11 protein-coding genes are annotated in these 21,027 nt (G+C 38.2%); all 11 read left to right on the top strand.

Annotation, left to right across the window (positions count from 1 at the left end; all coding sequences use genetic code 11):
- Nucleotides 1-3 precede the first annotated feature (3 nt).
- Nucleotides 4-1,014 carry a 4-hydroxyproline epimerase gene (locus OZP07_RS16640; RefSeq protein WP_194640853.1) on the top strand — a complete coding sequence of 337 codons (1,011 nt, stop codon included), beginning with the start codon at nucleotides 4-6 and terminating at the stop codon, nucleotides 1,012-1,014.
- Nucleotides 1,015-1,086: 72 nt separating this feature from the next.
- Nucleotides 1,087-2,322, top strand: a complete 1,236-nt coding sequence (locus OZP07_RS16635; RefSeq protein ID WP_281635992.1) for an NAD(P)/FAD-dependent oxidoreductase — start codon at nucleotides 1,087-1,089, stop codon at nucleotides 2,320-2,322.
- Between the two features lie 188 nt (nucleotides 2,323-2,510).
- Entirely contained in the window at nucleotides 2,511-3,926 is a 1,416-nt protein-coding gene (locus OZP07_RS16630) for an APC family permease (protein ID WP_281635991.1), read from the top strand.
- A gap of 165 nt (nucleotides 3,927-4,091) precedes the next feature.
- Nucleotides 4,092-6,347: a S9 family peptidase gene (locus tag OZP07_RS16625; protein ID WP_281635990.1), complete on the top strand. Its 2,256-nt coding sequence runs from the start codon at nucleotides 4,092-4,094 to the stop codon at nucleotides 6,345-6,347.
- A 52-nt stretch (nucleotides 6,348-6,399) separates the two neighbouring features.
- Nucleotides 6,400-9,453 (top strand): beta-L-arabinofuranosidase domain-containing protein, encoded by a 3,054-nt coding sequence (locus tag OZP07_RS16620; RefSeq protein WP_281635989.1) that lies wholly within the window; start codon nucleotides 6,400-6,402, stop codon nucleotides 9,451-9,453.
- A gap of 35 nt (nucleotides 9,454-9,488) precedes the next feature.
- Nucleotides 9,489-11,180, top strand: coding sequence for a DUF885 family protein (locus tag OZP07_RS16615; RefSeq protein WP_281635988.1), 1,692 nt, complete (start codon nucleotides 9,489-9,491; stop codon nucleotides 11,178-11,180).
- Nucleotides 11,181-11,243: 63 nt separating this feature from the next.
- On the top strand, nucleotides 11,244-13,934 hold the full coding sequence (locus OZP07_RS16610; RefSeq protein WP_281635987.1) for a DUF5695 domain-containing protein: 2,691 nt from the start codon (nucleotides 11,244-11,246) through the stop codon (nucleotides 13,932-13,934).
- 6 nt (nucleotides 13,935-13,940) lie between these two features.
- Entirely contained in the window at nucleotides 13,941-16,085 is a 2,145-nt protein-coding gene (locus OZP07_RS16605) for a family 43 glycosylhydrolase (protein ID WP_281635986.1), read from the top strand.
- 44 nt (nucleotides 16,086-16,129) lie between these two features.
- Nucleotides 16,130-17,341 (top strand): M24 family metallopeptidase, encoded by a 1,212-nt coding sequence (locus OZP07_RS16600; RefSeq protein WP_281635985.1) that lies wholly within the window; start codon nucleotides 16,130-16,132, stop codon nucleotides 17,339-17,341.
- A 57-nt stretch (nucleotides 17,342-17,398) separates the two neighbouring features.
- Nucleotides 17,399-18,739, top strand: a complete 1,341-nt coding sequence (locus OZP07_RS16595; protein WP_281635984.1) for a DUF6055 domain-containing protein — start codon at nucleotides 17,399-17,401, stop codon at nucleotides 18,737-18,739.
- 58 nt (nucleotides 18,740-18,797) lie between these two features.
- Nucleotides 18,798-20,993 carry an alpha-galactosidase gene (locus tag OZP07_RS16590; RefSeq protein ID WP_281635983.1) on the top strand — a complete coding sequence of 732 codons (2,196 nt, stop codon included), beginning with the start codon at nucleotides 18,798-18,800 and terminating at the stop codon, nucleotides 20,991-20,993.
- Nucleotides 20,994-21,027 lie beyond the last annotated feature (34 nt).

The following is a 21,027-nucleotide window of genomic DNA, read 5'->3' as shown; positions in this document are numbered from 1 at the left end:
TTTATGCCAAGAAAAACATTTTTTTGTGTAGATGCGCATACTTGCGGTAATCCAGTAAGAGTAGTTGCCGGCGGAGGCCCAAATCTTGTTGGAAACAACATGAGTGAAAAGCGGCAGCATTTTTTAAAAGAATACGATTGGATCCGTAAAGGATTAATGTTTGAACCGAGAGGTCACGACATGATGAGCGGCAGTATCTTGTATCCGCCGAGTAATTCGGAGAATGATATTGGAATTTTATTCATCGAGACTTCAGGATGTCTGCCTATGTGCGGTCACGGAACCATTGGAACTATAACCATTGCCGTCGAAGAAGGATTGATTACACCCAAAATCCCTGGGAAAATAAAAATGGAAGCTCCTGCCGGTCTGGTTCAGATTGAATACCAGCAGACAGGAAAAAAGGTGGATTGGGTTCGTTTGACAAATGTAAAATCATATCTGGCAGCCGAAGGTCTTACTGTTGATTGTCCTGAATTGGGAGAGATTGTTTTTGATGTGGCTTATGGCGGAAATTATTATGCTATTGTGGATCCGCAAAAGAATTTTTCAGGTATTCAGGATTTTACGGCTGGAAAAATTGTGCAGTACAGTCAGGAAGTGAGAAAACGGATTAATGAAAAATATCCAAATCTTTTTATTCATCCTGAAAATGACACGATTCGTGATGTAAGTCATATGCTATGGACAGGAGAACCGATAGATCCTGCGTCATCCGGCAGAAATGCTGTTTTTTACGGAGATAAAGCCATAGACCGTTCTCCCTGCGGTACAGGAACTTCGGCTAGAATAGCACAGCTTCATGCCAAAGGAAAATTGAAAAAGGGAGAAGATTATGTTCATGAAAGTTTTATCGGAAGCAAATTCATCGGAAGGGTTGAAGAAGAAACATCCATAGGAGATATTAGTGCTATTGTACCAAGCATTCAGGGCTGGGCAAAAGTATATGGTTACAATACGATTATTATCGATGAAGATGATGATCCGTATGCTTTTGGTTTTCAGGTGATTTAAGTAAATAGTAATGAAAAATAATTGGTTTGCGGATAAGTATCACTGCCAATGTTTTTTTAATTTATGTGAATAATGAAAAAAGTAAGTATAATAGGCGGAGGAATAATAGGCTTGTGTTCAGCTTATTATTTAGCCAAAGAAGGCTATGAAGTAGCTGTTTTTGATAAATCAGATATGACAGACGGCTGTTCTTACGGGAATGCAGGAATGATTGTGCCGTCCCATATAATTCCGCTTGCACAGCCAGGCATGATTGCCCAAGGGATAAAATGGATGTTTGATAGTCACAGTCCTTTCTATGTGAAACCCAGATTAAATCTGGATTTGATGAAATGGGGATTACAGTTTTATAAGCATGCCAATTTACAGCATGTGGAGAAAGCAATGCCGGCACTTTGTCATCTATCGCTTTTGAGCAAAGAATTGTATCAGGATTTTGCCAAAGAGAACCATTCTTTTTTCTATGAGGAAAAAGGACTTTTAATGCTTTATAAAACTGATAAAACTGCTGAAGACATGCATCACGAAGGAAAATTGGCTGAAGCATTAGGGCTGGAAGTTGATTTTCTTTCGAAAGAGGAAGTTTCAAAATTAGAAAATGGAACAGTAACAAGTGTGATTGGAGGTGTTCATTATAAAAGTGATGCACATATTTATCCGCAAAAATTCATGCAGTTTATAAAAGAAGAATTATACAGGCTGAATGTAAAGATTCATCTTCAGACAGCTGTGAATGATTTTGTTTTAAAGCAAAATGAAATTACCGAAATCGTAACGGACAAAGGAACTTTTGCAACTGATGAGGTTATTTTGGCATCAGGTTCATGGAGCCCTGAAATTGCTAAAAAACTGAATGTTAATATTTCAATTCTGCCGGGGAAAGGGTATAGTTTTACTCTAAAAGATCAAAGTCACAAACCTTCAATTCCATCTATTTTATGTGAAGGAAAAGTTGCCGTAACACCTATGAATAATGATATTCGGTTTGGAGGAACAATGGAAATTACTCATACTAATGATATCAAAATTAACAAGAACAGAGTACAGGGAATCGTAAATTCAATCAATGATTTTTATCCTGATTTAAAAATTGAAATGCCCAAGGCGGAAGAAACTTGGTTTGGATTCAGGCCCTGCACGCCTTCAGGGATGCCGATAATTGCCAGGGACAAAAAACTTAAAAATCTGACATTGGTAACAGGACATGCTATGATGGGGCTAAGTCTGGCTCCTGGAACCGGAAAAATAGTCACGGAAATTATTTCCGGAAAACGAACGTCTGTTGATACCGAAATGTTTCAACTCTAAAAATTCAGCTTCATTTTTGATTTAAAAGTGAAGCTAATTTTTTTGTAACTAATCACAGAGCAGTTACATTTTTTTAAAATAATGCTGTGCAGTTTTAAATTATTTTATTCAAACTAAATTCTAAATGCTGACCATATTTGGAATCTGAAACAGATTTTTAAAGTTTAACTAAACAAACCAACTACATAATGACAAAAGACAATCAAAAAGAATTTAAGAAAGAACTAGGACTTCTCGACGGAACCATGCTTGTGGTAGGATCAATGATTGGTTCGGGAATATTTATTGTGAGTGCCGATATTGCCAGGCAGGTAGGTTCTACAGGCTGGCTGATTTTAATATGGCTGATTTCCGGATTAATTACCATGATCGCGGCGGTAAGCTACGGAGAATTGAGCGCAATGTTTCCCAATGCCGGCGGACAGTATGTTTACTTAAAAGAAGCCTATAATAAATTAATTGCCTTTTTGTATGGCTGGAGCTTTTTTGCAGTGATCCAAACCGGAACCATTGCAGCAGTGGGAGTCGCTTTTTCAAAATTTGCTGCCTATCTGATTCCGGCTGTAAGTGACGAGAACATTCTTTATCAATTGGGCAGTTTTAAGCTCAATGTCGCGCAGATTGTTTCTATTGTAACCATTATTTTTCTCACTTATCTGAATACCTGCGGGGTAAAAAAAAGTAAAATGCTGCAGACTATTCTAACTATTATAAAAATACTTTCGATTTCAGGATTAATTATTTTTGGATTTGCATTGGCTGCCAAAGCATCAATTTGGAATTCCAATTGGAGCGATGCCTGGACACCGCGTTCTTTTAATTCAGATTCAGGTTCTTGGTCTCCAATTGGAGGAACGGCTTTGATTTCGGGAATTTCAGCAGCTATGGTAGGGGCTTTGTTTTCCAGTGATTCCTGGACTGGAGTTACTTTTATTGCAGGCGAAATTAAAAATCCAAAGCGTAATGTTGGGTTAAGCATGCTTTTGGGAACAGTTATCGTTACCATAATTTATGTTCTGACGAATTTAATGTATGTTGCTGTTATTCCGTTAAATGAAATTGCGACAGCTAAATCCGATAGGGTAGCGGTTGTGGCTTCGCAGTATATTTTTGGAGACATCGGGACATTAATAATTGCGCTGATGATTATGATTTCGACATTTGCCTGCAACAACGGATTGATTATGGCTGGAGCCAGAGTGTATTATACAATGGCAAATGATGGATTGTTTTTTAAAAAAGCGGCAAAACTTAACAATGCCAGTGTTCCTGCATGGGCACTTTGGGCACAGTGTTTATGGGCTTCGGTGTTGTGCCTTACTGGTAAATACAGTGATTTACTGGACTTTGTTATTATAATTGTGCTTATTTTCTATATTCTTACAATTTTAGGCATAATTATTCTCCGCAAAAAAATGCCGGATACAGTACGTCCTTATAAAGCTTTTGGGTATCCTTATTTACCATTGCTGTATATAATAATTGCTTCAGGGATATGTATATCATTATTATTTACAAAAATGTCAACTTGTGGCTGGGGTGTTTTGATTATGCTGATAGGAATCCCGATTTATTATCTGATAAAAGAAAAAGAGACTGTTTAGCTATTATTATGCTTTTATAGCAGAAAATAAGCTACAGGAAGAGATGTATTAATATTCCGTTTTCTTATTGTATTTGCGGTTTTAGAGGTAATATAATCATAGTATCTGTTAATATTGACCAACAAGGTTCAGTGAATTAAAACTATTTTTATTAATAATTTAATTATGGGAAAAACTAGTAAAATAATAAGTGTGATTTTAACACTTTCGTGCTGTTTAACTGCGCACAGTCAAGGAACATTGAAAGAATATAAACGTGCAAATGCGGTAGATTCTTTATTCAAAAATAAGGTGTTTAATACTCCCAAAGAATTCCATTGGCTGGAAGATGGTTATTTATGGTACAGTAATAACAATGGAAAAGAAAAGGAGTTTCTTTTGGTTGATGCTAAGGGAGAAAAACAATTTACAGCTTTTAACCCTAATCAGCTGGCAGCATCGTTATCAAAAAATATGGGTAAAGAAATAAATTTTAATGACCTTCCCATAGATAATTTAGAATTTGGTAAAAACCATGAAACATTACTGTTTACTATTGATACTATTAAATTTTCGTGTGATTTAAAAAACTATCAATTAAGCAGAATAAAAGGAGGGTATAAAAAGCCAGCGAAAAAGGATGAATACTGGGGAGATAATTTTGATGAGTTAGGAAATAAACCTGTCGGTTCACCAGATTCACTGAACATTGCTTTTATAAAAAACTATAATTTATATATCAGAAACAAAAAAACAAAGGCAGAAATTCAGTTGAGTTATGACGGCTCAAAAGGATTTTATTATTCCTCATACATGCAATGGTCACCAGACAGCCGAAAAATAATGGCTTATAAAGTAAGACCTGGTGAAGAACATAAAATCTATTTTGTAGAATCGAGTCCAAAAGATCAGTTGCAGCCAAAACTGCAGACGCGTGATTATTTAAAACCGGGAGATCAATTGCCTTTTAAAAGTCCGCAGGTATTTGATGTGGCTGCCAAAAAACAAATTTCAGTTACTACAGATTTATTTCAGCAGCAGTATGATATTTCAGGGATAGAATGGAATGATAACAGCAGCGGTTTTACTTTTGAATACAATCAGCGGGGGCATCAGGTTTACCGTGTTCTGGAAGTAAACGCGACAACAGGAAAAGTAAAGGTTATTATTGAAGAAACGAGTCCGACTTTTGTAGAATACAGCGGAAAAAGATACCGATATAATATTAAAAAAAATAACGAAATAATTTGGGCTTCAGAGCGTGACGGATGGAATCATTTGTATTTGTATGATGCCGTTACCGGAAAGGTCAAAAATCAGATTACAAAAGGAAACTGGCCTGTTAGAGGAATAATTAAAATAGACGAGGAAAAAAGACAAGTCTATTTTACAGCAAGCGGACTGGACAGTAATCAGGATCCGTATCTGCTGCACTATTGCCAAATTGATTTCGAAGGAAAAAACTTTAAAAGACTGACAACAGGAAACGGAAACCATAAAGTAACTTTTTCGCCGGATTATAAGTATTATGTCGATCAATACTCCAGAGTTGATTTGCCGCCTGTGACTCTTTTGAAAAGAACCGATACACAAAAGACAGTTTTAGAAATGCAGCAGGCTGATATTTCGGCATTGAAGCAGACTGGGTGGATTACCCCGGAAGTTTTTACGGCCAAAGGAAGGGATGGTAAAACAGATATTTGGGGAGTTATTGTACGTCCTACGACTTTTGATCCGGATCGTAAATATCCAATTATCGAATATATCTATGCAGGCCCGCAGGATTCATTTGTTCCAAAAAATTTTCAGCCTTACTATTGGGCAATGTCATCTTTGGCAGAATTAGGATTTATTGTAGTTCAGATTGACGGAATGGGAACTTCAAACCGTTCCAAAGCTTTTCAGGATGTATGCTGGAAAAATTTAAAGGACGGCGGTTTTCCTGATAGAAAATTGTGGATGAAAGCAGCGGCAGCCAAATATCCTTATATGAATATTGACAAAGTCGGCATTCACGGAACATCGGCAGGCGGACAAAATGCAGGAGCAGCCCTAGTTTTTAATTCTGATTTTTATGATGTAGCTGTAGCATCCTGCGGCTGTCACGATAACCGAATGGACAAAATGTGGTGGAATGAGCAATGGATGGGATATCCGATAGGACCAGAATATGAAGCTTGTTCAAATACTGCTAATGCTGCACAGTTAAAAGGAAATCTAATGTTAATTCTGGGAGAATTGGATGATAATGTTGATCCGGCTTCGACGATGCAGTTTGCAAATGCATTGATAAAAGCCAATAAGAATTTTGAATTGGTTACAGTTCCGGGAATGGGGCATTCAGCCGGAGGAGATTTTGGAGAACGAAAACGAAGAGATTATTTTGTACAGCATTTATTGGGAGTTACACCGCCTTCCTGGGATGAAATTTATAAAAAGTAACTATTAAAAGGATAGGAGAAAAACGTTTTTTTAATCAAGAAGAAAAGGAATTATGAATAGATATAACTTGCTTATTTGTATAGTATTAAGTTTTTTTGGATTAAACACAACAAAAGTACAGGCTCAAAACGGAGATCAGATTTTAGACGGAATTGGTGAAACGGAACTAATTGCCCGGTATTTATTTGATGGCAGTGCAAAGGACTGGTCGAGAAATAATCTGCATGGTAAAATTGAGGAATCTAAAGTCAAATTTGTTAATGACGAACAGTTTGGCAGAGTACTTTATCTGCTTCCCGATAATCAGGCTTTTGTTTCGATTCCGGCTGATGCATTGGCGGGAGAAGAATCACTTAGCATAACTGGATGGATTTTTATGCGTTCCACTGAAAAAGACCAGTGTTTTTTTGATTTTGGAAAAGATGACAAGTCCCATTTTTTTGCTGCGCCGATGGGTACCAAAACGGATCAGGGATTTCATACCGAAATCAGTAACGGATTGAATAAATACAAAACAGATTCTCCCGCTCTTGAGGCAGGCAAGTGGAATCATTTGGCAGTGGTTATTAATATACCTTCAAAATTAATAAGTACTTACGTAAACGGAGTTCTTGTAAGCGAAGCCAAGAATGTAGAATTGGATTTGAACCAATTGTTTAATAAAACTGCAGGTTCAGAGAATAAACTCTATATAGGTAAAGCATTGGGTTCTGGAAATGTATTTCTTAACGCCAAACTACATGATTTCAGAATCTACAGAGTGTCTTTGAGCGACAAGCAGATTGGCAGAATTTACAAGAATTCTTTAACAGCAGATCAGGAAGAGGAAACGGCAGAAGATCAGGCTGCAGGATTACCTTTGTTTTCAAAAAACACTCCACAGCTGTACAATCAGTTTCTGAAAAGCGTCGCTGATATTAAAGTGGAAACTGAAGTAGGGAATCTGCCAAGGATTCCGGCTTATGTAAAAGGTATTTATCGTGATGGCATTCAAGGGCCGGAAGTGCGCGTAATCTGGCCTTCGCCAAAAGAAAACAGCCAAGTGCTTAAAACTGGGCAGTACACGGTAACTGGAATTGTTCCCGGAACAGATTTGAAGCCAAAAGCCGTTGTTACCATAAAAGAAGCAAAAAAAGCTATCACACCGGAACGTAAGCTGGAAGCCTTCCATTTGGATCAGGTTTCATTAAATAACAATCTTGACGGAAACCATACAAAACTCATTGAGAATCGGGATAAGTTCCTTACAGCACTTTCGCAGACAGATCCGGATTCTTTTCTTTACATGTTCCGAAATGCTTTTGGACAAGAACAGCCAAAAGGGGCCGAACCGCTTGGTGTGTGGGATACTCAGGAAACAAAACTGCGCGGTCATGTCACAGGACATTACCTGACAGCAATTGCCCAAGCTTATGCAAGTACGGGCTATGATAAAGTTTTGCAGGCCAATTTTACTGATAAAATGCAGTATATGGTTAATACACTTTATCAATTGTCGCAGCTTTCCGGAAATCCGAAAGAAGCTGGAGGAAAGTTCGTTTCAGACCCAGCAGCAGTGCCTTTTGGACCAGATAAAACAGCTTATGAATCAGAATTGAGCAATGAAGGCATGCGCACCGATTACTGGAATTGGGGCAAAGGTTTTATAAGTGCCTATCCTCCGGATCAGTTTATTATGCTGGAAAACGGCGCAACATACGGCGGACAGAAAACACAAATTTGGGCGCCCTATTATACACTGCATAAAATTCTTGCCGGTTTAATGGATGTTTATGAAGTAAGCGGTAACGAAAAAGCGCTCGAAACAGCCAAAGGAATGGGAGACTGGGTGTATGCCCGTTTGAAAAAACTGCCTACAGAGACACTCATCAGTATGTGGAACAGATATATTGCAGGCGAGTTTGGAGGAATGAATGAAGCAATGGCCAGACTTTACCGAATAACCAAAAATCCCCATTATTTAGAAGCAGCACAGCTGTTTGACAATATAAAAGTATTCTATGGCGACGCACAGCATTCTCACGGACTGGCTAAAAATGTAGATACTTTCCGGGGATTGCACGCGAACCAGCACATTCCGCAGATTATGGGAGCGCTTGAAATGTACCGCGATTCCAATACACCTGACTATTACCGTGTGGCAGATAATTTTTGGCATAAAACTGTAAATGATTATATGTACAGCATCGGGGGAGTTGCGGGAGCACGAAATCCTGCCAATGCAGAATGCTTTATCAGTCAGCCAGCAACAATTTATGAAAACGGTTTTTCATCCGGAGGTCAAAATGAGACTTGCGCCACTTATAATATGTTAAAATTAACGGGAGATTTGTTCCTTTATGAGCAGCGCGGCGAACTGATGGATTATTACGAGCGCGGACTTTACAATCACATACTGGCTTCGGTGGCAAAGGATAGTCCTGCAAATACGTATCATGTTCCGTTGCGGCCAGGTTCAGTAAAACAGTTTGGTAATCCGCACATGATGGGTTTCACCTGCTGTAACGGAACGGCTATTGAGAGTAACACGAAATTTCAGAATTCAATTTATTTTAAAAGTGCAGACAACGGCGCACTTTATGTAAATCTGTATGTGCCTTCAACATTAAAATGGACCGAAAAGAATATAACCATAGAACAAACAACAGATTTTCCTAATGAAGATTTTACCCGATTGACTATTAAAGGAAGCGGAAATTTTGACATCAATGTCCGTGTGCCTCATTGGGCAGCAAAAGGATTTTTTGTAAAAATAAATGGTAAAGAAGAAAAAGTGAAAGCCACACCGGGAAGCTATCTTACTTTGAGCCGCAAATGGAAAGACGGAGACACAATCGAGCTTCGCATGCCGTTTGAGTTTCATTTGGAACCAGTTATGGATCAGCAGAATATTGCCAGTTTGTTTTATGGTCCTGTATTATTAGCCGCGCAGGAAACGGAACCTCGGAAAGATTGGCGAAAAGTGACTTTGGACGCTAAAGATATCAGTAAATCGATTCAGGGTGACCCAAAGAAACTAGAGTTTACCATTGACGGAGTTCTCTATAAACCATTTTATGATACTTATGGTCGTCACTCTGTTTATATGGATGTTACGCTTAAATAATTTGCTTAAAAGTATTTAAAACAATCAAAAAGGCAATGAAAAAATCAATTATAAGTATTCTTTTATTCTTATTTATGACGACAACAGCGTTTTCAAGTGAACTTGTGGATGTAGTGAACACTTTTCAGTCAGATAAAACGGCACTGCAAAATTTTTATTCAAACAATGAATCGGAAGAATATTATGTGCGTTTTTCCAAGTTCTATGATGATTGGGGCAAAACGGTAAAAAATATTGATTTTAAAAGTTTATCCAAAGACGGAAAGGTCGATTATCTATTATTGAAAAACCTGATAGTCAAAGGTGATTATTTCTTGCAGCTGGAGTATAAAGCTTTTAAGGAAATCGCGGCTGTTTTAGATTTTTCAGACGAGATGAATCTTTTTATTAAAGAAAGAAGAAGAGGCAAAAAACCGGTTTCAAGTCAGCTGGCCAAATCGTTTGATGTGGCTGTAATCAGTATTGACAAAAAAATCGAGCAGTTAAAAGGCAAACCTTTCAAAGATTGGTTTGCTGCTGACAAAGCTTCAAAATCGGTAACTGCTTTTGAAAAATCACTTAAAGAAGCTTATGATTTCTATTATAGTTATGATCCTGATTTTACCTGGTGGATGGAAAAGCCATATAAAAAGCTGTCAGAAAAGCTTAAAACATATGAGGATTTTTTAAAAACAAATTATCCCCAAACCAGTATAAAAGATGACGGAAGCGGTATCATTGGTAAACCAATAGGCAGAGAAGCTGTAATTAAAAGTCTGGCTTTTGAATACATTCCCTATTCACCAGAAGAATTAATTGCTACTGCTCAAAATCAATTTGAGTGGTGCAAGAAAGAAATGATCAAAGCTTCGGCTGAATTGGGTTATGGGAACAATTGGAAAGCAGCACTGGAACACGTTAAAGACACTTATGTGCCTGCAGGCGAACAGCCTCAAGCGATTACGGATTTATATAATCAATCGGTAAAATTTATAGAAGACAGGGATTTAATTACTTTCCCGGATTTGGCAAAAGAAACCTGGCAGATGATTATGATGACGCCCGAACGGCAAAAGGTGAATCCCTTTTTTACCGGAGGATGGGAAATCAGTATTTCGTATCCTACCGAGGACATGGATCAGAAAGACAAACTGATGAGTATGCGGGGAAATAATCCAAATTTTTCCCGTGCTACTGTTCAGCATGAATTGCTGCCGGGTCACAATCTGCAGTTTTTTATGAACAGCCGTTACAAATCGTATCGAGCTCCTTTTGATACTCCTTTCTGGATGGAAGGCTGGGCTTTGTATTGGGAAATCAATCTTTGGAACAAACAGTTTCCGCAGACACCTGAGCAAAAATTAGGAATGTTATTCTGGAGAATTCACCGCTGTGCCCGAATCATTTTTTCGTTAAAATACCATTTGGGAGAAATGACACCGCAGCAATGTATTGATTTACTGGTGAATGAAGTCGGGCATGAAAGGGCAAATGCAGAAGCAGAAGTCAGACGTTCTTTTGCAAGCGGAGATGCACCTCTGTATCAGGTAGCGTACATGACGGGAGGATTACAGTTTTATGCTTTAAGAAACGAATTGCTGGCCAAAGGATGGACAGAGAAACAGTTTCATGACCGGGTTTTGAAGGAAAATATAATGCCGGTGGAAATGCTTAGGATTTTGCTTGAAGATTTACCGGTTTCAGAAGATTATAAAACAAACTGGAAGTTCTCAACAGATTTTAAATAATTAAAAAGCGCTTCTTTAAAGCGATGATTATAGACTGATAAAAAAAACAATAAATACCGAGATATGAAAAAAATAAAAACAATAGCCTTGTCAATTTGCTGTTTAGTGGCTTCAAATAATTTGCAGGCACAAGAGTATTGGGACAGAATTAAAGCAAAAAAATCAACGCTTGAAATAGATAAGGGATTTATTAATTTGAATACAAAATCTTTTGAATTGAAATTGGTAAAATCTTCCCAGACAGTAGCTGCCTTATCTCCGGTCAGTGATAAAAGTTTCGATTTTACACCGGGAGACAGGCTGGCTATTCGTGATAAAGACGGGCTGTATCAATTGGGCGATATTAATCTACGGGTAAAAGCAGCAGACGGAAGCTGGAAAAGTTATTCGACAGCGGCCAAACGGTCAGCAGTTACCGCTTTGAATGTTTCCGGAAATGTTTTAGCTGGAGCAGATTTGTCCAATACCCTGCCTCAGGAAATTCCTTTAACCATAAAACGTTTTTATGAAGAAAAGGACGGGAGTCTGGTAATGCGTTTTGAAATTACAAACAAATCCAATACAGCTCAGGAAATTGGAGCTTTAGGTGTTCCAATGATTTTTAATAACATACTTGAAGGAAAAACACTGGATGAAACGCATGTTCAAAACGTGTTTTTTGATCCTTACATCGGTAAAGATGCCGGTTATCTTGAAGTGAAACGGCTGAGCGGTCACGGGCCGGCATTACTGCTGCTTCCTGAAGCGAATATGCCATTTGAGGCTTACCGCCCTTTATCGGATGATGAAACACCACGTAGCATTGTTTTTGAAGGTTTTCACGAATGGATGCCGTTAAGCAAAGCCTATGCTGAAAACGAATGGAAAACCGCCGATCAATGGAATACACCAACTTCACTGATGCTTCAGCCGGGAGAGGTTAAAAATTTTTCGCTGAAGTTTGTATCGGTTGATGAAATAAAAAATATTCAATCGGCTTTAATTCAAAATGAGCGTCCTGTAGCCGTAGGAATTCCGGGTTATGTTTTGCCTCAGGATGTAGACGGACAGCTTTTTTTGAATTATAAAAAAGCAGTGAAATCCTTTAAAATTGAGCCGGAAGGAGCTTTGACAGTTGAGGAAAAATCGAAAAACAAAAATGGATATTTCCAGTATGCCGTGCATGGTAAAAAATGGGGAAGAGCCAGATTGACAGTGATTTATGAAGATGGACTGCAGCAGACAATTAATTACAAGGTGATTAAATCTGAAAAAGAAGTTGTCGCCGATTTTGGGCATTTTTTGACAACGGCACAATGGTTTGATCAAAAGAACGATCCTTTTCACAGAAATCCTTCGGTGATATCGTATGATTATGAAACCAAAAAGCAAGTAGTTCAGGACAGCCGTGCCTGGATTTGTGGCTTAAGTGATGAAGGAGGTGCAGGCGGATGGCTTGGCGCGATGATGAAGCAGCTGATAGAACCGAATAAAGAAGAAATAAAAAAGCTGGAGCAGTTTGTGGATAAAACGTTATGGGGCGGTATTCAATACAATACAGCTGATACTCTTAAGTATGGGGTTAAGAAAAGTGTTTTTTATTATGAACCTGCAAAGATGCCTGAAGGAACGTACTGCAAAGACATTAATTTCAAGACTTGGGCCGCTTGGGACAAAAAAGGAGCTGATGATCCGGGACGTTCCTATAATTATCCGCACGTTGCCGCCGCACATTGGACAATGTACCGTCTGGCCAGATATTACAAAGGTTTGGTTACCAACCATTCTTGGGATTGGTATCTGAAGAGTGCTTACGAAACAAGTATTGCAATGACAAAATTGGCACCTTATTATGCGCAGTTTGGGCAAATGGAAGGAACTGTCTTTTTATTGATTTTAAAAGATTTAAAAACAGAAGGATATACAGAAATGGCCAATAATCTGGAAGCCAAGATGAAAGAAAGAGCTGATCATTGGAGAACACTTAATTATCCTTTTGGAAGCGAAATGCCTTGGGATTCCACAGGTCAGGAAGAGGTGTATATGTGGTCGGATTATTTTGGATATAATGATAAAGCGAAGGTTACTCTTGATGCTATTTTGGCTTATATGCCTACTATGCCGCACTGGGCTTATAATGGAAATGCCCGCAGATACTGGGATTTTTTATACGGAGGGAAACTTTCCAGAGTAGAGCGTCAGATTCATCATTATGGTTCGGCTTTGAATGCGATACCGGTTTTGGAGCAGTTCAAAAAAACACCTGATGATTTTCATCTGCTGAAAGTAGGTTACGGCGGATTATTAGGAGGAATTTCAAATATTACCGAAGATGGTTTTGGACCTGCGGCTTTCCATTCCTATCCTGAAACCCTGAAAATTGATTATTTATCCGGAGATTACGGTTCCGGTTTCTTTGGCTACGCCGTAAATACTGCGACCTTTATTACAAATGAAAAGGATTACGGCTGGGTTGCTTTTGGAGGTAATTTAAAAGAAAACGGCGATGAAGCTGAAGTAGAAATTACAACGGCTGCAAAATCTAAAATATTTCTTGCGCCTAAAAAAATGTGGCTGACTCTGGATGCGGGAACATTTAAAAGTATCAGTTACAATACAAAAACCGGTGCAGTAAAAATTACTTTGGATGCTAAAACGGAGTTTACGCCCGATGCTTATTTACGAATAGACAAAGATGTGAATCTGTCTTATGAGAAAGTTAGAGGAGCCTACAAAATTGCTTTGAAAAGTAAAGCCATTCAAATTAATTTATAATATTCGATGCTGAAAAAGAAACTAGTATACAGCCTTATTGCATTTGCATTTGCGGGAATAATTTTCGCCCAAAAGGACATTGAAATAAATGCCCCTGGAGCAAAAAATCCGATTTTACCAGGCTGGTTTGCCGATCCTACCATTAAAAAGTTTGGTGATATTTATTATATCTATGCCACTACAGATAATGAAATGCTGGCATCGGGGGCTCCCACAGTCTGGTACAGCAAAGACTTTAAAAACTGGTATAATTATGTAATGGAGATTCCTTCTTTTTCGGCAAAAGCGATTACTAATTTTTGGGCTCCCGACATAATTGAAGGGGAGGACGGTAAATATTATCTGTATTTTGGAAACTGTGAAATAGGCTGTAATATTTATGGATATGTTTCAGATACGCCTGTAGGGCCTTGGAAAAAATTAAGTGAAAATGACACACCCGTGATTTCAAATGGATTTCCAAGAGAAGGTTTTCCTTCGCTGGACGCACAGTTTTTTAAAGACACTGACGGCAAAATATACGGATATTGGGGGACCTGGGTGCATTACAATGGCGGGTATGCTGTGGGTGAATTAAATAAAAAGACAATGGGTGAAATGATGCATTCAGTTAATATACCATTGGAACAGACGCCGGCTCCGTTTGAAGCGGCTTATATGATGAAGAAAGGGTCGAAGTACATTTTGATGTATTCCGGTGCGTCCTGTCATGACGAGACCTACAATGTGCGGTATTCTTATTCGGATTCACCTTATGGGCCTTTTACTCCCGGAAAAAACAACCCGATTCTTAGCACCAATGAGGATAAGACAGTTCATGGCCCGGGACATCATTCGGTTTTGAAGGAGAATGATGATTACTACATTGTGTATCATAAGCACGATTACCCAATGACCAGAGGCGGGCTTGCGAGACAGGTCTGCATTGATAAAATGATTTTTGAAAATGATTCGACTATAAAAAAAGTGGTACCATCGAGTAAGGGAATAGGTGATTTGTTGAAATCTGATGTCCCTGATGATATTGCTTTTATGGCAAAAACAACAGCTTCGTCATTTTATCATTTGAAATCGCTTCAGTATGATTATGAGTACAAGCCTTCGTTTGCCACTGATGATAACAATGCAACGATGTGGAAAGCGGCTGATAATACCACTCCTCAGCATCTGACCATCGATTTGGGTACAGCCCAAAAAATAAAAAGGATAATGACCCAATTTGAATTTGCCAGTTATTATTATCAATACAAACTGGAATACTCAGCGGATGGAAACAAATGGAATATGTATGCGGATAAATCGAATAACCATACAGCCGGAAGCCCAATGATTGATGATAATGACGTAACTGCCCGTTATATTAAATTAACGGTTTTGACTACAGAAAAAGCAGGACTTTATGCTGCGGTTTGGAACATTAAAGTATACAGTTCATTGTTTGAGATTCCGCTGCAGCTGAAAAACAGAAAATCAGACAAAGATCCTGCAATAAAAAGCACAAAGAAATTATTGGTCGATCTTGATGCCAATAGAATTCAAGGAAATTCAATCGTTACAGGCATCGAAAATAAAGGGTCAATCGGAGGGATTTTCACCAAAAGCGGAGAGGTTTCTTTGGAAAAAAAAGATGGAATTAAGGTTTTTAATTTTACAAACGGTGCTTTGACTCTGGATAAACCAGTGCCTAAAAGTCTGGCCTGGAACGGTTCTTATACAGTGGCGGTCTGGGTTAAAAATCCCGTAGTGTCAAATGAAGGGGAAATTTTGGCTTCTTGGTGTGACAGAACCGAATTTGGTTTGGCAAATTCATACAATGCTTTGGCATACAACAGCGGAAATTATGGAGCTGGAGTGCATCTGGATGGGCATTTCGATATGAGATATAATAAAGTGCCACTGGCTGATAAATGGCATCATATCGTTTTGACTTTTGATGGTGTTGTGGAGAACGTTTATGTGGATGGTATTTTGGACAATTCGCAAAACATGCTTTTGTCATCAGCTATTGATAAAGCAAAAATCATAATTGGGGCATCAGATATTGGTGAAAATTTCTCTGGCTTTATGGTTTCGCTGCGTATGTATGATTATGCGCTTAATCAGGGAGATGTAATGAACCTCATGAAGAAAACGAAGCCTCAGATGAAATAAATTATTGATGCATCCATGATTAATAACTTTTAATTTTTAAGAAAATGACAATAGGTGTAGGCGGTTCATCAGTGGGCATTGAATTGGAAAAAATAGAAAACAGAATTCACAATGTGAAGTCTATTCAGCTGAATGAATATTCGGAACGGATTCAAAAAGCGGTGCGGTTAATGAAAGAGCATTCTGTGAAGGTTCTTTATCTAAACGCTGGGACCAATCTGTATTATTTTACGGGAACTCTTTGGAGTGCTTCGGAAAGAATGGTGGGCGCACTGTTGTTTGATGATGGTTCTCTGGAATATATAGTTCCAAAATTTGAAGAAGGCACTTTCAAAAAATACATGAAAGTTCAATCGACAATTAATTGCTGGGAAGAGCATGAATCTCCTTATTTATTGATTAGTAAATTATTGGAGGATAAAAATATTAGTGACGGCTCAATTGCCATTGATGAGTCGTCACCTTATTTTTTGGCTGATGGAATTTCAAAAGCAAATAGATCATTTGATTTTATTAATGCCCAGCAGGTTACTGCAGGCTGCAGAATGCAAAAATCCAAAAATGAGATTGCGATAATTCAAAAAGCAAAAGACATTACGATCGAGGTTCAAAAAGCTGCTGCCAGGATATTAAGACCCGGTATTACTGTTGGAGAAGTTGTGGATTTTGTTAATAAAGCACACATTAAAGCGGGAATAGTTTCCGGTTCTTATTTCTGTATTGTTTTGTTTGGCGATGACACCCAATATCCTCATGGGGTTTCAGTTCCTCAGCCGTTAAAAGAAAATGAAGCTGTTATCATTGATACCGGCTGTAAACTGGAAGGATATCTTTCGGATATTACCAGATCATATGCTTATGGCGAAGCTTCTGATGTATACAGAACCTTTTGGAATTTGGAAAAGAAAACGCAGCAGTCCGCTTTTGAAGCAGCACAGATTGGTTCTTTCTGCGGATCGGTAGATGATGCTGCCCGAAAAACATTGGCAGAAGCAGGGTTAAGTTCTGATTATAATTTACCCGGATTGCCTCACAGGGTTGGTCACGGAACCGGACTCGATATTCATGAATATCCGTATTTAGTCAGAGGAAGTGAAATAAAACTGCTTGAAGGAATGGTGATAAGCAATGAACCAATGATATGTGTCCCAGGAAAATTTGGAATCCGGCATGAAGACCATTTTTACATGACCGAAAACGGACCGAAGTGGTTTACCACTCCCATGCAGAGTGTGGACAATCCTTTTGGGTATTAATTGGTTTCTAATTTTATAAAGAACATTAACTCACTTTAGTTAATAAAACTAGCGATTATGCAGCAAAATAAAACTCTGATAAAAAATTTAACTTGCTTACTTTGTTTTGCATTTTTCGTCGGTTTTTCTAAAGAATTGAAGGAGAAAGAATTATATCTTCCTAAAAAAGTCTGGATGATTCCTGATGATAATGATTATAAAAATCCAAATAGTGACTATAATTTTAATTATATGGTCACTTCAGAAAACATTGCAATCTTTTGGCATAAAGATTATGGGAAGAATCCAATGTCCAATCCCGAAGAATCAGAGCGTTTCAACCCTGATCGAATGTTGATTGAATGCGAAAGGATTTACGATATCTATGTCAATAAGCTAAAACTGGTGGAATCAGGTAATTCACTTGTAAATAAATACAAGATTTTGGTCTATGTATTCAAAGGTGAGGAAAAGACGGCTTTCGGTGGAGGAGAGGAAGATAAAGTTGGAATTTTTTGGACACCTGCGGTTCGTGTGCACAAAGAACCTTACGGAGTTTTGGCGCATGAATTGGGACACAGTTTTCAGTATTTAAGCCACGCCGATACAGGAAAAGGCACCGATGGAGTTATACAGGAAATGTCTGCACAGTATATGCTTTGGCAGGTATATCCTGACTGGATGACTTTTGAAAATTATCATTTGACGGATTATTTAAAAGGAACTTATTATGGTTTTCTGCATCCATATAATATGTATCATTCTCCTTATGTAATTGAATATTGGTCAGAGAAACGGGGAAAAGACTTTTTCGGAAAACTGATGCGGAATACTCAGGAAGGAGAAGATCCCGTAATGACATACAAACGCTTGAATGCACTCACACAAGAACAGTTTAATGATGAAATATTTGATGCCAGCCGAAAATTTATAACTTGGGATTTAAAAAGAATTGATTCTGTTGCCAAGCCTTATGCTAACAAGCATTACACCAAAGTTGATAAAATGCAAAATGGCTGGTATAAGATTGATTCAATCAATTGTCCTCAAAACTATGGCTACAATGGAATTAAGCTGACTGTTCCGAAATTTGGAACTAAAATAAAATTGAATTTTGAGGGAATTGCAGGAGCAGATGGATTTTCAAAAGTGAAAGCTGAAAAAGCGGGCTGGCGTTATGGTTTTGTGGCTCAATTAAAAAATGGAGACCGGGTGTATAGTGAAATTTTCAAAAAGAGTGCTGGTAAAGCTTCTTTTACAGTCCCAAAAAACACCGAACATTTATGGCTAGTTGTTTCCGGTGCTCCCACCCAACATTGGCCTCGGCCTAACAGATGGGGCGACAATCCAGACAAAACACCGGACGAGCAATGGCCTTATCAGTTTCAGTTATTTGGTACGGTTCCTGAGATTAATTAGCAGGAAAGACGTTTAGTGTTTATTGAAAAAATACAGATTTATTTTAAAAATATAAAAGATGAAGCAATTATTATTCTCATTCTTAACTCTGCTGTGTTCCTCAATTCAGGCGCAAGAAATGATTCGCATTGAAACGGAAAGTTCAGCTCTTGTTTTAAAAATAGGTAAGAACAAAAAGCTTTATCAGACTTATTTTGGAACTAAGCTCAATAACGGTTCAGAGTATGAATTCATTTCGAAAGAAAACACCAAAAAGTTTGTCATAAACGACGGCAATCCTTTAATCGATCTGCGTCATCTGGCTTACCCGACTTTTGGCACAGATAATTTATTTGAACCCGCCATCCGTATAAAGCACAACGACGGAAATCCTTCATTGGAATTGGAATATCAAAATCATAATTCTGCAAAAATAGATGCCAATACTACGGAAACTGTCATTCGCTTAAAAGATCCTCAATATCCTGTATTTGTTGATCTTCACTATAAAGTTTTTTACAAGGAAAATGTAATCGAATCGTGGACAGAAATTCAGCATCAGGAGAAAAAACCGGTGATGCTTTATAATTATGCTTCTTCAGCATTGCATTTGGATGCCGATAAATACTGGCTGACCCAATTTTACAGCGATGTTGTCGAAGAGATGCGAATGGAAGAAAGCCAGCTTACCAGAGGCAGTAAAGTTATCGACTCCAAACTGGGAGTGCGGACCAATATGTTTGCTTCACCCAATTTTTTTCTTTCGCTTAATTCAAAATCAGGTGAAAATACAGGCGAAGTTATTGCTGGTACCATAGCTTGGTCGGGTAACTTTAAGCATAAGTTTGAGATTGATAATAATAATGAACTGCGAATCGTTTCAGGTATCAATGAATTTGCTTCAGAATACAATTTGGAACCCAAAGAAATATTCAAAACACCAGCTTTTATTTATACGTTTTCCAATAACGGAAAAGGGCAGGCTAGCCGAAATCTGCACAGTTGGGCAAGAAAATACGGTCTGAAAGACGGTGAAAAATCACGTCTTACTTTGCTGAATAATTGGGAGACAACTTTTTTTGATTTTGATCAAAATAAATTGGCTAATATGTTTACCGATGCCAAAACATTGGGAGTTGATATGTTTTTACTCGATGACGGCTGGTTTGGGAATAAATATCCAAGAAGCGGTTCTACTTCAGGTTTGGGAGATTGGCAGGCGACTAAAGCAAAACTTCCCGATGGGATTGGTTTTCTATTGGAACAAGCCAAAAAAACAGATGTGAAATTCGGAATTTGGATTGAACCTGAAATGATTAATGAAAAAACCGAATTGTATGAGAAGCACCCTGACTGGGTATTGAGTCTTCCAAATAGAGAAAAGAGTTTTTATAGAACACAATTGGTTCTTGATTTATGTAATCCAAAAGTGCAGGATTTTGTGTTTAAGGTGGTCGATGATATTATGCAGACACAGTCGGGTGTGGCTTTCTTTAAATGGGACTGTAATCGAATGATGACCAGTGCGTATTCGACTTATTTAAAAAATCAGCAATCCCATTTGTTTATTGATTACACCAAGGGATTGTACAAAGTTTTGGACCGAATAAAGTCGAAATACCCGAATCTGCCAATGATGCTCTGCGCCGGAGGAGGAGGCAGGTCGGATTATGGAATGCTGAATTATTTCACCGAGTTTTGGGCGAGCGATAATACCGATCCTTTTGACCGTATTTTTATTCAGTGGGGATATTCTAATTTTTATCCGGCATTGGCGGTTTGCAATCACGTTACTTCTATGGGGAATCAATCCATAAAGTTTAGAACCGATGTGACCATGATGGGTAAACTGGGTTTTGATATTCATGTTGGAGGCCTTAAGGACGACGAATTGAAATATTGTCAGGAGGCAGTTGCCAATTACAAACGATTAAGTCCAGCAATCTGGCAGGGAGAATTGTACCGATTGGTTTCGCCTTATGAGGACAGCAGGGCAGTATTGATGTATGTCAATGAAAATAAAACGAAGTCGGTGCTTTTTTCATATACCCTGCATCCACTGACAGATCCTAATTATGGTTTGGTCAGATTAGAGGGGCTTGATGCCAAAAAAATGTATAAAGTAGAAGAAATCAATGTAATGCCAAAAGGGAAAAAGACTTTTGAAGAATCAGGAACTGTATATTCGGGTGATTTCCTCATGAAAATCGGATTGAAAGTTTCTTCTTCCCGTCAGGAAAACAGTGTAGTGCTCGAAATTACCGCTGTGGAATAGGTGTGTATTACAGTATTGAAATTTAGAATCCAGT

Source organism: Flavobacterium marginilacus, assembly GCF_026870155.1.
GTDB lineage: Bacteria > Bacteroidota > Bacteroidia > Flavobacteriales > Flavobacteriaceae > Flavobacterium > Flavobacterium marginilacus.
This window is presented reverse-complemented; position numbering and strand designations above follow the sequence as displayed.